The 13,156-nt window shown below is 46.8% G+C and carries 15 protein-coding genes and 1 pseudogene; 9 read left to right on the forward strand and 7 right to left on the reverse strand.

The window, feature by feature from the left end:
* The first annotated feature begins 84 nt into the window (after positions 1-84).
* The 4 genes and pseudogenes from ATN88_RS04825 to ATN88_RS04840 all read left to right on the forward strand — a co-directional run bounded on the left by ATN88_RS04825 (position 85) and on the right by ATN88_RS04840 (position 4,246).
* A pseudogene (locus tag ATN88_RS04825) lies at positions 85-983 on the forward strand (ABC transporter permease).
* The gene (locus tag ATN88_RS04830) at positions 976-2,235 is read left to right on the forward strand and encodes a quaternary amine ABC transporter ATP-binding protein (RefSeq protein ID WP_067412233.1); all 1,260 of its coding nucleotides are present in this window, start codon (positions 976-978) and stop codon (positions 2,233-2,235) included. Before ATN88_RS04825 ends, ATN88_RS04830 begins: the two are co-directional and overlap by 8 nt.
* A 121-nt stretch (positions 2,236-2,356) precedes the next feature.
* Positions 2,357-3,400 carry an endonuclease/exonuclease/phosphatase family protein gene (locus ATN88_RS04835; protein ID WP_067412236.1) on the forward strand — a complete coding sequence of 348 codons (1,044 nt, stop codon included), beginning with the start codon at positions 2,357-2,359 and terminating at the stop codon, positions 3,398-3,400.
* An 81-nt stretch (positions 3,401-3,481) separates the two neighbouring features.
* Positions 3,482-4,246 (forward strand): substrate-binding periplasmic protein, encoded by a 765-nt coding sequence (locus ATN88_RS04840; protein ID WP_157490655.1) that lies wholly within the window; start codon positions 3,482-3,484, stop codon positions 4,244-4,246.
* Between the two features lie 115 nt (positions 4,247-4,361).
* Here ATN88_RS04840 and ATN88_RS04845 read toward each other — a convergent pair whose 3' ends face one another.
* Together ATN88_RS04845 and ATN88_RS04850 are read right to left on the reverse strand one after the other, a co-directional pair.
* Complete coding sequence (locus ATN88_RS04845; protein ID WP_067412241.1) at positions 4,362-4,628, reverse strand: hypothetical protein; 267 nt, start codon at positions 4,626-4,628, stop codon at positions 4,362-4,364.
* Positions 4,629-4,774: 146 nt separating this feature from the next.
* The gene (locus ATN88_RS04850) at positions 4,775-5,566 is read right to left on the reverse strand and encodes an alpha/beta fold hydrolase (RefSeq protein ID WP_157490656.1); all 792 of its coding nucleotides are present in this window, start codon (positions 5,564-5,566) and stop codon (positions 4,775-4,777) included.
* Between the two features lie 180 nt (positions 5,567-5,746).
* Here ATN88_RS04850 and ATN88_RS25465 point away from each other — a divergent pair, with 180 nt between their 5' ends.
* The gene (locus tag ATN88_RS25465) at positions 5,747-6,025 is read left to right on the forward strand and encodes a hypothetical protein (protein ID WP_198158332.1); all 279 of its coding nucleotides are present in this window, start codon (positions 5,747-5,749) and stop codon (positions 6,023-6,025) included.
* Here ATN88_RS25465 and ATN88_RS04855 read toward each other — a convergent pair.
* Positions 5,967-6,401 (reverse strand): hypothetical protein, encoded by a 435-nt coding sequence (locus tag ATN88_RS04855; RefSeq protein WP_067412247.1) that lies wholly within the window; start codon positions 6,399-6,401, stop codon positions 5,967-5,969. The two genes, ATN88_RS25465 and ATN88_RS04855, sit on opposite strands and share 59 nt — an antisense overlap.
* Positions 6,402-6,713: 312 nt before the next feature.
* On the opposite strand from ATN88_RS04855, the gene ATN88_RS26780 reads away from it, so the two are divergent.
* The 3 genes from ATN88_RS26780 (at position 6,714) to ATN88_RS04870 (ending at position 9,764) form a co-directional block, all read left to right on the forward strand.
* Positions 6,714-7,295: a hypothetical protein gene (locus ATN88_RS26780; protein ID WP_067412250.1), complete on the forward strand. Its 582-nt coding sequence runs from the start codon at positions 6,714-6,716 to the stop codon at positions 7,293-7,295.
* Complete coding sequence (locus ATN88_RS04865; protein WP_067412254.1) at positions 7,292-8,569, forward strand: methyl-accepting chemotaxis protein; 1,278 nt, start codon at positions 7,292-7,294, stop codon at positions 8,567-8,569. Before ATN88_RS26780 ends, ATN88_RS04865 begins: the two co-directional genes overlap by 4 nt.
* Positions 8,570-8,858: 289 nt before the next feature.
* The gene (locus ATN88_RS04870) at positions 8,859-9,764 is read left to right on the forward strand and encodes a sensor domain-containing diguanylate cyclase (protein ID WP_232312809.1); all 906 of its coding nucleotides are present in this window, start codon (positions 8,859-8,861) and stop codon (positions 9,762-9,764) included.
* 55 nt (positions 9,765-9,819) lie between these two features.
* Here ATN88_RS04870 and ATN88_RS04875 read toward each other — a convergent pair whose 3' ends face one another.
* Both ATN88_RS04875 and ATN88_RS04880 read right to left on the reverse strand, forming a co-directional pair.
* Complete coding sequence (locus tag ATN88_RS04875; protein ID WP_408607698.1) at positions 9,820-10,149, reverse strand: DMT family transporter; 330 nt, start codon at positions 10,147-10,149, stop codon at positions 9,820-9,822.
* 143 nt (positions 10,150-10,292) lie between these two features.
* Entirely contained in the window at positions 10,293-10,814 is a 522-nt protein-coding gene (locus ATN88_RS04880; RefSeq protein WP_067412259.1) for a DUF3332 domain-containing protein, read from the reverse strand.
* Positions 10,815-11,172: 358 nt separating this feature from the next.
* Between ATN88_RS04880 and ATN88_RS04885 the strand changes: the two genes are divergently transcribed.
* On the forward strand, positions 11,173-11,373 hold the full coding sequence (locus ATN88_RS04885) for a DUF2986 domain-containing protein (protein WP_067412262.1): 201 nt from the start codon (positions 11,173-11,175) through the stop codon (positions 11,371-11,373).
* Between the two features lie 118 nt (positions 11,374-11,491).
* Here the strand turns inward: ATN88_RS04885 and ATN88_RS04890 are convergent, their stop codons facing one another.
* Together ATN88_RS04890 and ATN88_RS04900 are read right to left on the reverse strand one after the other, a co-directional pair.
* On the reverse strand, positions 11,492-11,881 hold the full coding sequence (locus ATN88_RS04890) for an HIT family protein (RefSeq protein WP_067412265.1): 390 nt from the start codon (positions 11,879-11,881) through the stop codon (positions 11,492-11,494).
* A gap of 569 nt (positions 11,882-12,450) precedes the next feature.
* Positions 12,451-13,116, reverse strand: coding sequence for a hypothetical protein (locus tag ATN88_RS04900; RefSeq protein ID WP_067412271.1), 666 nt, complete (start codon positions 13,114-13,116; stop codon positions 12,451-12,453).
* Positions 13,117-13,156 lie beyond the last annotated feature (40 nt).

Genomic DNA, 13,156 nt, shown 5'->3' on the forward strand with positions numbered 1-13,156 from the left:
AGTCTTAAATAAGGTCGCGCACGCCTCACGTATTGAGGGTGTATAGTTTCAAATAACTAAGGACGCAGAGGACGCAGTACTGTTATGGCTGACAATTCTTGGCTGACTGAATTCCCAGAGATGTCTCGTTCAGACCTTCTGGCAATTCGTAAAACGCTTGATGGCGCATATCGCGATTTTTCACGTGAATACGGTGAAACCATCGAATCATTCTTTGATCCCCTTCTTCAATTTCTCATCTGGTTTGAAAAACTCCTCCTCGGCACACCTTGGTGGTTGATGATCGCGATTCTTGCGGGGATTTCCTACGTCGCCAGCCGTTCATGGAAGCTTGCTGTCGCCGTCGTATTGTCTTTCCTGGCTATCGGCTATTTCGGCATGTGGGAAGACACCATGCGCACCATGAGTATCATCTTAGTGTGTACCATGTTGGCAATATTCCTCGGCATACCGATTGGTATCGCCATGGCGCGCTCTAATCGCGTGCAATCCACCGTAACGCCAATGTTGGATGTTATGCAGACCATGCCTGCATTCGTTTACCTCATTCCAGTCGTGATGCTGCTGGGTATCGGTAAAATTCCTGGCGTGATTGCGGTGGTGATTTACGCCATTCCGCCAGTCATACGACTGACCAACCTCGGTATCAGGCTGGTTGATAAAGAAGTGCTGGAAGCGGCCACGGCATACGGTGCCAGTCCCATGCAGCGCTTATTCGGTGTGCAGTTACCGCTTGCGATGCCAACCATCATGGCGGGGATCAACCAAACCATTATGATGGCACTGGCGATGGTGGTTATCGCTCCATGATCGGCGTAAAAGGTCTGGGTCAGCCCGTCCTTAAATCCATCACAAACCAATACTTTACGCTTGGCCTGATTAACGGCCTGGCTATCGTTGCCTTGGCAATTATCTTTGACCGAGTATCACAAAGTTACGCAAAACGTTCACAGCAGCATTTGAGCGGAGGCCACGATGAGTAACGCAGAAAACAACACGCCACTTATTCAAATTAAGGGCCTCTACAAGATCTTCGGCAACACCCCACAAAAGGTGCTGCCGGAAGTGAAAGCAGGCAAATCCAAAGACGATATTCTTGCCGCCACCGGACACACCGTCGGCCTGCAAGACATCAACCTCGACATTGCCCGCGGTGAAATCTTCGTGATCATGGGTCTGTCTGGCTCAGGGAAATCCACGCTGATCCGTCACTTCAACCGTTTGATTGAGCCAACTGAAGGCCAAATCATTGTGGAAGGTGAAGATGTCATGAAGCTGGACGACAAAGGGCTTCAAGACTTCCGTCGCCACAAGATGTCGATGGTATTCCAACGCTTTGGTCTGATGCCGCACCGCACCGTTTTGCAAAACGTGGCGTACGGCCTGCAAGTGCAAGGCGTCGAAAAGGCAGAGCGTGAAAAGAAAGCCACTGATTGGCTTGATACCGTAGGCTTGGGTGGTTATGAAAAACAATACCCTTCTCAGCTTTCAGGCGGTCAGCAGCAGCGTGTGGGTCTTGCTCGCGCCCTGTGTACTGACGCAGAAATCCTACTGATGGATGAAGCGTTTTCGGCACTCGACCCACTGATCCGAAGCGAAATGCAAGATCAGTTGATTGGTCTGCAAGAGAAACTACACAAGACCATCATCTTCATTACGCACGATTTGGACGAAGCCCTACGCTTGGGTGACCGAATTGCGATTCTGCGTGACGGTAAGCTTGTGCAGCAAGGTCGCCCTGTCGACATTCTGTTGAATCCAGCCGACGACTACGTTGAAGCCTTCGTGAAAGACGTTAACCGTGCTCGCGCACTCACGGTAGACACAGTGATGAAGCCGCAAAGCTTGCGTATCAGTGCTGAAACCGTGGGTGAAGCGATTGCGCAGATGCGTCAGGCGAAAGCGCAGCACGGTTACTACATGAATGACGACGGCTATCAAGGTGCCCTGTGTCGCGAGAAGCTGGAATCGGTGGAAGAGTCACGTCACGACGACGCGATTGATGATTCGGTTCTCGAAAGCGTGCCGGGTATTCCATCTGATGCGCTGTTGGAGCAAGTCATCCCAGACACCTTGGAGCACGAATTGCCTCTGCCTGTTCTGGATGAAGACGGTGAGCTACAAGGTGAACTGTCGCGAGCAAACTTGGCTGAAGTCTTGAGTGAACAATCAGCTTCCAGCGAAGAAGCTTCGTCATCCGACGACAAACCGGATGAAATGAAAGCATCTGCTTAGTGACTATCACCAAAGATCAACAACCTCAAGAAGCGCTTCATCACGAAGCGCTTTTCTTTATCTGCCGTTATGCCACACTTCGCTATACTAACCTTAGACTTATCATTCCTGAGACAGACACGTGTTTGCAACCAATAGCAAAAGCTCATATGCGCACAGTGCCTTCGGCCTCAAGCTAGCGACGATAAACTTATTCAACTTTATCGAACCGCCCGGTGCGTTTTATGAATTCAGCAACATCTACAGCGAAGACCAATGGCGTCAAAAGCGCGCTTGGTTGAATCGCTATATTGGCAGCTACGAGCCTGACATCATCGCATTTCAGGAAGTATTCAGTGCCAATACACTAAGATCGTTGCTTGAGCCTCTCGGCTATCGCTTCTTTTCCGTCGTTGACGAGCCAGAGCCGCTGGACGAATACATCTACAAAAGCCCTGTGGTGTGTTTAGCGTCCCGTTACCCGATATTGAGTGCGCTCCCACTGCGTGCCGACCCTGAACTCTCTGTAAAGCTTGGGCTCACTGAAGATTTCGAATACAGCCGTTTACCCTTGTTTGCCACGTTGGAACTGCCGTCGATTGGCCAAACCGACGTTTACGTGGTGCACCTGAAATCCAAGCGTCCTATCACTGAAGAGAAAAGCGAGCAGGACAAGAAAACACTGCACGATTCAATGCGCGAGGAAATCGCAGGTTCATGGGCGTCGTCGATCCAGCGTGGCTCTGAAGCCTGTCACCTGATGGCCTCCATCATCGAAAGACGCTCTCACACCAACAACCCAGCGATCTTGATGGGTGATTTCAACGACGATATCAACTCAGAAGTTTTGCGTGCATTCCACGTCACAGGATTGCGCTCAATCACTGAGGACATGGCAGACATGCCGCTCTCCCACTATCAGTTGCATGACAGTTGGGACCTTTACGTAAAAAACATTGGTGAATCAGGACTGGAACGGCCTTCAACCCATTATTTCCACGCAAAAGGGTCAGTGCTGGATTACATCCTGCTCTCCAATGAGTTCAACAGCACAGATCCCGCAAGCATTGCGGAAGTGGGCGATTTTCACTGCGAAGACAAACACCTTGTCGACCCCAAATTCGATCAAGACACCTATTCCAGTGACCATGCCATCATCTGTGTCACCATTTCATTGAGACGCTAACACACAATAAAAAGCCGAACTCAGCAAAGCAGTATCGCGGAGGTTCAACGTAAAAAGTACGGTTTTATGGGGAATACCATCATGTATGGTGCAACATCATTGAGGAGCGCAGCCACACTGCTGCTGGTTACAGTCGCGTTGTTTTTTTCCGCACTCTCCTTTGCAAAGACACTACCCAATCGTGAAATCACTGTGATCAGCGAACATTGGGCAGATGCGACAGAAATAGACGGCAGCGGCCTCTACTTTGAAATTATGCGGCGCGTCTTCGAACCGCTCGGTTACACCGTAAAAACGCAAACCACCACCTATTCCCGCAGCGTCAAGCTCGTTCAACTGCAAAAAATGGACGTGTTTCTTGGTTCTTACATTGATGAGCAAGAAGACGTGATCTATCCCAAATGGCACTTTGATGCGGAGCAAGTCGCGGCGGTCTACAAACCCAATGTCATTTCAAACTGGCAGGGTGAAGGAAGCTTAGAAGGCAAAACCGTTGCTTGGGTAAAGGGATATGACTATGACGAATATCTGGAGACGGAGTTTAACAAGCGTGAAGTGAAGTCCCGCAGACAAGGTCTCTCGCTACTCGCTTCGGACAGAATCGATGCCCTTTTAGACGCGCATGACGAGATACTCGAAGAGCTTGAAGCGACCACACCTGAACCGGAATCCCTGACCATATCGATCGTCAAAGATCTTCGTCTATACCCTGCCTTCTCAGACTCGCTTCGTGGTGATGAGCTCAGACGAATCTATGACAAACGCTTCGAAAAGCTGCTGATCAATGGAGAAATCAAGCAATTGTTTGATGAGTATGAATGGGATCGCTTCCCCTTCAGCCAGTAGGTGTCGAAAACGTGAGGTACCGGATAACCAAGTCACGTTCGCGACGATACAATCGGTAGAAACGAAAAACGCCAATCGAGATTGGCGTTTTTTAATGTTCTTTTAGCGGCGAGGATTATCGACGGTCTGTCACGTCCTGATAATCACCATCAATGGTTTGGCCTTGATGTGGCTGCTTCGTACCGAATGGCGTTTCTTCAGCTTGCGTGTATTGCTGTTGATAAATGCCTGCTTGCTGCTCCTGCATTTTTCGTAATTTCTTCATCACGAATGGTTTGGCAATCAACGCGCTTAGGGAAACAAACAATCCAAGTACTGTTGCAAATACAAGCGTAAAGAAGCCTAAAATAAGTGTCATCACACCGATTAGGATTTGTCTCATGTCGATTCCTCGTGGATAAAAATCGTGTTGGCTTCAGTTCGCAGTCATTGCGCTACCCAACTAAAATGCGCCCTCGGCCTTACTTTTTCAACCCCACTTTACAGAATTTTACATTCCACTTTCATTCCCAGTCACCACAACATGCCCTAATTGCCGATAAGTGCTTTGATTTCATTCACCAAAACCGGCACGTTCTGCCACAACACAAAATGCCCCTCATCGGGTAACATTTTGAGTTCCGCCCCTTCCAGTTTTTGTTTAGCAAAAACAGAATTACGCGGATCGGCAATGTCATCTTCCTCTCCGTGCACCAAGACGATCGGCATATCCAAGGTTTGCCAGTCTTGCTCTGACAGCTTTTCCAACTCACTTTCCAAGACCATCATCTCTTCATTCGAGCGGTTCATGTCTTCCGGCAACACCCATTTCGCGACGATAGTGTCCGCCAGATAGTTATACCACTTGGGGTCTTCCAGCACAGGGTCAAAAGCCGATGCAATCAGCAATAAACCGCTGACTTTCTCTGGCTTAATCAGAGCGACTTGCAACGCAATTGGTCCTCCCAGAGAGTGCCCAACCAAAAACGTCTGCTTATCGCTGTTTTCAAGCAAAGGAACAATGGCCATCGCCTGACGATGAAGCGAGGTTTCGACTTCTGAGCCAGATTCGCCAAACCCCAATCGATCAACAGAAACTAAATCCAGAAACTGAAGCGCGGGGTGTCCAAGATAATCGTCGTACGCTTCTTTGCTGCCGGGCGAGCCATGAATGAATATCACCCGAACGGGCGACGCACTATTGCCGCCCTGTTTAATCACGACGGCGGGTTCACTTGTGTCTTTGGGCGTTTCTGCGCACGCCGTTTGAAGCCCCAGTATTGTGATCAGCAAAATGCCTATATTTCTCAATCGCCACATATCCATTCCCGTCCAAAACATCCTGTATCACGTTCCCTGAATCAAAAGACCGTGCAACAACATATTAAATAACGATAAAAGCGTAGATTTTGATGACATTTGTATTGTTAAGAAGATTTAACACCACGAGTTAATTATGAGACGAAAAACTCAGCGCATTGGGTTGTAGCCTATGCGCATGTCAGTAAGAGGATGTATGACATGAAATCAATACTCAACCCCCTGCTTTGCCTGTTACTTTGTCTCGGGTTTATCTCAGGTTGCTCTCAAACCCGCCATGATTCGCTATCTGATCTTGGCTTCGCTACGCCTTATCTAGAGGGCTATGACGATGGCTGTCACAGCAAAGTCACGTCAGCAAAAACGCACATAGACGGATTTCGACAAGACCCAGAAAGAATGTTCAAAGAACCTCGTTATGCTAACGGCTGGAACGATGGCTTCGAGCAGTGCTTTGTCGCAAACAAAGAGTTCTATTAAAAATCCTGCAAAGGTGCAGGATTTCGATAGTCAGACGCTCAATAGAAAGACGTGTCGTAGACTCAGCTTTTGTGGCTTCTTGCAACATAACGCGTTGGGTAACCACTCGCCCATCTGAAAGTGTCGCAGACACTTCACCAACACGGGTTCCGGCTGGATCAGACTGCACAAATACGATGCCGTTTTCTGGTGTGATATAAGATGACTGCGCGCCAGAAAGCACAACATTTGCCCCTTGAAGCGGCTCGCCTGACTCGGAAATAGACACCCAAAAGCCTTGCTCCACCGTGGTGACACGCATATCCACATCGCTGATATCAGCAAACGCAGAGCTGGAAAATGCCGCGGCTATCAGTGCTATTTTCAAATTTTTCATCGTCAATCTCCTTGTTCAATGAAGCAGAAAAACATCACTGCCATTTCAGAATAGGAGTAATTCGTTGTCAGCGACAGCAGGCCCATCATCTCACTCCCTTTTAACCGTCCGTTCTTTAAGCACTTTTCGGTATTTATTTTTCTAAACCCCGTCAAATAGAGCCTTAAATCTCACTTTGCTCATTCATTGAAATATTTTTGCAACATTTTTCGCGAGCAAAATCAAAATTGACCTATATTTAAGACAATATGTGTATGAATTAACCAACAAACATAATCTGTTCAACCGGTTACGTTGAGATTAGGAGAATCCATGCGTCACTTTTTGCCCAAAACCATCAAAGCGCAGCTGGCCAGTGTGGCTGTATTGATTTTGCTGTCTGTCGTTGTTTTCGCTGCCACTTTTTACACCTCTTTTAGCCAGCTAGACAAACTTGATCAGGCATCAATGGACATACTGAAAAGCCAAACGTCGGTATTGATGTTGCGCCGACATGAAAAAGACTTCATGGCGAGAAATGACGTCAAATACAAAGACAAGTTTGAAAACGAGTTCAATACATTAAGTGGCCGACTCTCATCGGCAAGTGCTGTGCTCGCCTCTTTGAACATGGAAAAACAAAGCGACGTGCAAGCCATGCTTAACAAGCTAGAGAAGTACAAATACGACTTCGAAGTCTTAGTGGAGCAGCGTCTCACGGTTGGTGTGTCCCACGATAAAGGGTTGCAAGGTGTGGCGCGCGAAGCTTCGCACCGCATAGAGCGAGAAATTCAGCGTATTAAAGATGACAGCATCTACAAACAATTGCTGATGCTAAGACGTCATGAGAAGGACTTCTTGTTGCGCTCAGACGAGAAATACGTCGATGCCTTCAATCAACCTTTGGCGGTGTGAAACAGGCTATTGCAACCAGCGACATGCCAGCGAGTAACCGCCTTATTATGGAATCTGCGTTGAAAGAGTATCACGATGCCTTCAATGCGCTCGCAACGGGTCTTACTTACATTGGGCTTACCCCACAAGAAGGGCTTCACGGTAGTTTACGTGCCTCTGTTCGTGAAACAGAAACCCAGATGAAAACCTTGAGTGAAGATTTGGTCTCTGCAATTAAAGACCGAGAAACCAGCGTAATGACACAACTGGTACTCATCGGAGCCGTTCTCGCCACCGTACTTTGCTTTACAATCTTGCTTATCTCTCACCACGTGACTCAGAAAGTCTCTACCGCCAACCAACTGATGCGCAAAATCGCCAGTGGCAGCACCTCGTTAGACGTACGTATGCGTTTGCCGGGTAACGACGAGCTCTCTCAGCTTGCCGTTCACTTCAATACCTTTATCAGCAAGCTGCAAACCACGATGGAGAAAATCGGTTCAATCTCCGGTGAGCTTTCAACCAATGCGCGACACAGTTATTCGCTGGCCGAGAAAACCGCCAGTAACGCAGACAAACAGCGTGCAGAATCTGAATCTGTCGCCACAGCAATGAACGAGATGACAGCGACCAGCAAGGACATCGCTCAAAGCGTGGCGCAAGCAGCAACGGTCGCTAATGAGCTGCAAGAGTCTGCACAAACCGGCCGCAACGTGAACAGTGAAACCTCGTCGCAAGCTAATGAGCTTTCAGAAAGCATGCAGCTTGCCAGTCAGAACATGCAGCAACTGAATACCGACAGTGAAGAAATTGGCTCAGTGATTGACGTGATTCGCTCTATCACCGAGCAGACCAACCTCTTAGCATTGAACGCAGCCATTGAAGCTGCCCGCGCAGGCGAGCAAGGCAGAGGCTTTGCCGTCGTTGCCGATCAGGTGCGTGAACTGGCGATGAAAACCCACCAGTCGACCGATGAAATCACCAAAATCATCGAACAGCTTCAGCTTGGTATTAAGCGCAGTGTGGAAGTAATGACGCAAAGCAGCGAAATGGCTTCTCGCAGTGTGAATCAAGCACTGGAAGGCGCATCAGTGATGGTACGAATGGTGGAGCAAATCGAGAACATTGCGGGTCAAAACATGCAAATCGCCACCGCATCGGAAGAACAAACCGTGGTGACCGAAAGCGTAGACAGAAACATTGTCGTTATCGCGGAGCTTGCAGGCCAAACAGCGAGCGCAGCAAGAATTCTCACCAATCCGCGAATACCATTGAATCCCTCTCTAAAGAGCTAGATTCACTGGTAAGAACCTTCGCGGGCAGCGGCGGTTCAAGCAGCTCGGCAAAGCAAAGCTCAGACTTAGGTTCTGCGCACGGCGTTGCCCCGCAGCCCTCGTAATTCACGCCTAAAAAGCACGTAAACAAGCGCGAGATGCAACGCTGCACCTCGCGCTTTTTTCTCACTCTGACCCGCTTTCTGCAAACCCGCAGACCTACCGCTATAGTAATAAAAGCAGCTGAAAGAATTGGAATTACTATGAAATCGCCAACTTTTCCGCCCAATGAAGAGCTAAGATAGAAGCGTTGCGGCATCTGAACGTTTTGGACACCAGCGAAGAAGAACGCTTCGACCGCTTAACGCGGCTCGCGAGACAGATGTTTGCCACCAAATTCGCGCTTATCAGCTTTATCGATAAAAATCGGCAGTGGGTAAAATCCTGCTCCGGCGATAAATGGGAAAAGAGCATTCCTCGCGATCTGTCTTTCTGCGGACACACAATTTTGGACGACGATGCCATGGTGGTATGCAACGCCGAGAAAGACCCGCGCTTTTTCGACAATCCTTACGTAACAGGCGCGCCAACCATCAAATTCTATGCTGGCTACCCTATTCGCCATGCCAACGGCTCCGTCATGGGCACGCTGAGCCTTATGGACAGCGAACCACGCTCATTTGATGATGGCGATATTGCCGCCCTCAAAGACATTGCGGATTTGGTGGAGCGCGAACTGACCGCCATGCAGTTCACCACCCAAGACCACCTCACGGGGCTGCTCAACGAGCAAGGGTTCTGGGTATTGAGCCAGAACAGCTTAAACATGTGCGAGCGTCTCAATGCGCCTGCGACGTTGGCATACTTTGATGTTCGTGGGCTGAAAAGCATCAACCAGCTTTATGGATTGAAAGAAGGTGACAACGCACTTGCCTTCTTCGCAGAATTGCTTCGCTTTGGATTTAGAGAATCTGATGTGATTGCGCGGTTAGACTGCGATCGCTTCGCCGTACTGCTAAACAACACGCCGATTTCGAATACTCAAGAAATACTCAAACGCTTTAAGGAGCGCGTGGAAAGGTATTCGTCAGAAAAGCGTCTGCCCTACATGCTGGATTACTGCGTTGGCTTATCGGGTGTGGAAGAAGAGGGAGATTACGATTATCACGCCTTGCTGGATGTCGCTAAATCTCTCGCGTTACAAACCAAAAGTTAACGGGAAGTCAGGATATAAAGTGGGGAGTGGCTAAATTGCTCCCCACCCTACGAAATTAGTGCATCACTGTCGAAAACAGGTTGATGACAACCACACCGACCACAATCAGCAACATGCCAATGATGGCCGCAAGGTCCAACTGCTGACCGTGCCAAAGCCAAGCCACCAGAGAAACTAAGACTATACCTGCTGCACTCCAGATCGCGTATGCGATGCCCAATGGCATCTCTCTGACAGTAATCGACAACAGATAGAAAGAAATTGCATAGCAGCCGAGAACGGTTGCCGTTGCGAGCGGATTGGTAAAGGAATTTGTTTTTGGCATCGTCGAGGTCGCGATGATTTCGAAAAGAATAGCGACTGATAAGGTGACGAATGGCGGCAATGTATAAAGTAACTTGAGCATTTCACTCACTCCTATAAATAGAAGTTTCGCGTCCAATCCACTGAATCCGCCGAACCGAGTCCTGGTAGGCGGTAGATACGACAGAGCCCCACATAAAGCAGGCTCATCGTTGTAAAACTGAATTAAACGCGGTTTGCTGCGTATTCGTTCAGTTCTGCAACTGCCACTGAAGTGATGAATTCGTCGTTCAGGTAGAAGTTAACCATCTCGCCTTCTTTCTCACCACGTAGAGTTTGCACTGTACCATCCGCGTAAGCAACTGACATTTCCAGAGATTTGTCGTTCAGTTGTTTAACGTCTGCAGAAGAAATCTTGATAGGTGCAGTTGTCAGGTCGCTGTCCAGGTTCTGGTTGATTTTGATTACAGCGCTCATTGGCGTGTCTGCAACCGCAGGAGATTTACCAGAAATTGGGTTAGTACCGGTCCAGAATTCGATGGTGTTGAAAATGAACAGGTCAGCAGTTGCTGCAACGCCGTATACTGGGCTCATCAGTACGTACAGGCCCGCACGAGCGTAACGGTTGTCTACAGCAGACAGGTTCAGTTTCATAACGGCACCAGAGGTAGCCATTTGACCAATACAGCCAGTCAGAGACACAGTCAGGACAGCAGCTGCTACAGCTTTAATCGCAAATTTTTTCATCGTTTTTCACACTGTGAACATAAAAAAGTCGACGAAGTATACATTGAAAATCGAAACTGAAAAGGGGTAGAAATATGCACGCAAATGTAATTGGATAACACGTGTGCAACAGCCTCTCAGCCGCACGTTGAAGACGAGGTTACTACAAGGTTAACAGTGCAGCGTAGCATGCTGAATTCATTAAAATTTACTGGATAACCATTGATTGAAAAAATAGACACACCAGAAACAATCAACAAAACTAATTGCTGCATTTTTGAGCATTCAGTTTTATTCGTCCTCGATGCATTCTTATCCGGCTTGAGCTATTGTCTGAACACACCTACAATCGCCAACCCCAGAACTATTGGTGTTTCTTATGAACAGAAAGAAAAAGATCATTTCAACGTTGAAGAAAAAAGAGAAAAAGAAAAACGCAAAGCTGAACCCAAGCAACAAGCCGCGTTACATCTCTAAAGCGGAACGTGCGAAAATGGCCGAGCAAGAAAATGTCGACGTGCAAGAAACCGTAAGCACAGACGTTGAAGTGAGCCAGCAAGACGACGCAGCTCAGCAGTAAGCTAACACGCTACTGCGTAAACGAATTGACAGCATTGGTGGTGCAACCAATCTTAGCGGCACAAACTGCGCCGCAGCACCACCAAGGTTGATTCGAGAAGATCCTCGCTACACTCCCACTATAAATACGCTAAGTGCTCCCGAAGCACTTCGATAGACTGCACACCCAACCCACTACTCACCCAGCCAAACTTGTCGCCTTTAAATCTTGGAAAGATGTGCAAGTGATAATGCGACAGCTCATTAAAACTGCCATTGTTTTGGATAAAGGAAATCCCATCCGGCTGGAACGCCTTCTCAATGCGACGGTATAAGTCTTTCGCTACAGTATGAATTTCAGCGGCAATGCTATCTGGCAGATCGACAAGGTTTTCATACGCCACTTTTGGGCAAATAAGAATGTGCCCGAAGTTAATCGGGTCGTGATCAGCAAACGCGATGACGTGTTTTGATTCGTACACAATCGCAGCATCGATTTGGCGAGAGACGATTTGTTCTACGATGGTCATGAGTGTTTTCTTTGGTTTTGGTGATGTGTCCATTAAATTGGGGGAGATCCAGCGTCCGTTTAAATGACTTAAAACAGAGCGAAATATGTGTTTCTCCAGTCAAATTCGATTCTAATTGTTTAGAAACTCAAAGCAAAACTTGAAAAACTCGAAATACACCTAACACAATCATTGCTCCCCCACAGACTTTTAAAAGTTTTCCGTTCCTAAATACCCAATCGGCATATAAAGATTCGGATTTAAAGTTCGTCGGCTTCTTTGTTGCGACATTATAAAAAAAGCAACCCACAATAATTGCAACTATTCCATTCACTAATTCATACATATGGTAAACATTCCTATATAACTAACCAGAGCCTCTGGTGCGTGTAAGGCAGGGATTCTACTATAACAGTCAAGTATTGGCATCAACGGTTAACGCCTGCATAACACGTTTTCCACGATACAGACCTAACTGAACTTTAATGCCTTAATCGCTGAAACTAAAGGCAATCTGACAACGCCGAGTGTGGCAAATCGTGTTGATGCATTTGTTATATGTGCTACTAAATTGCTAGTTTTTAAAACGTTTAATTAACTGATTTAGTATCTATATCCAAAAACTGTTCAATGGAAATAAAATTAGTATCTAAATTTAACCATTCAAAGTTAAGGGACATCCCTAGAAGATCATTAGATATAGATTTAATCTCTAACCTCATTGCTTCTTCAAAATCCATTTTTCCATCTAAACAAATTGAATATCTATTTTCCCATTTTTCAACAGTATCAATATTAAACTCAGAATTGGTCAAATTTGTGTATTGTAATAAATGAATTGCACGGTTTGAGCAAGTAACTATACGATTAGTCAAATCTTTATGTTTATTATTATTTAATGATTCAACAATTAGTGATTGTTTAATTAATCGTTGCAACTCATTATCAAAATCTTGAAGATTTTTGACGGCTTGTTTCTCCCATTCTTCCGGAATTTTAAATTCTTCCCCATTTTTATAACAGGTTTGAATGGCTTGAATAGTTAACCCACTAATAGAATATTGAAACTCACAATACTTAACCCCTTTCATATAAACATCAAGCATATTACTAACTAACTGATTTTTAAGTTGGAAGTGATTTTCGCTAAACCACTCATTTTTTGCTTTCCATGCAACAAAAACAGCTATACAAGTAGCTATACCACTTAACATTGAACCTAGTTGGCCTAGCTCATTTAGATCAAAGTTAATCATTGATAATAAATCCAAAACTTACCTCTACAGATAAAGCATA

Origin of the sequence: Enterovibrio coralii, from assembly GCF_001559595.1 — a bacterium.
Taxonomy (GTDB): domain Bacteria; phylum Pseudomonadota; class Gammaproteobacteria; order Enterobacterales; family Vibrionaceae; genus Enterovibrio; species Enterovibrio coralii.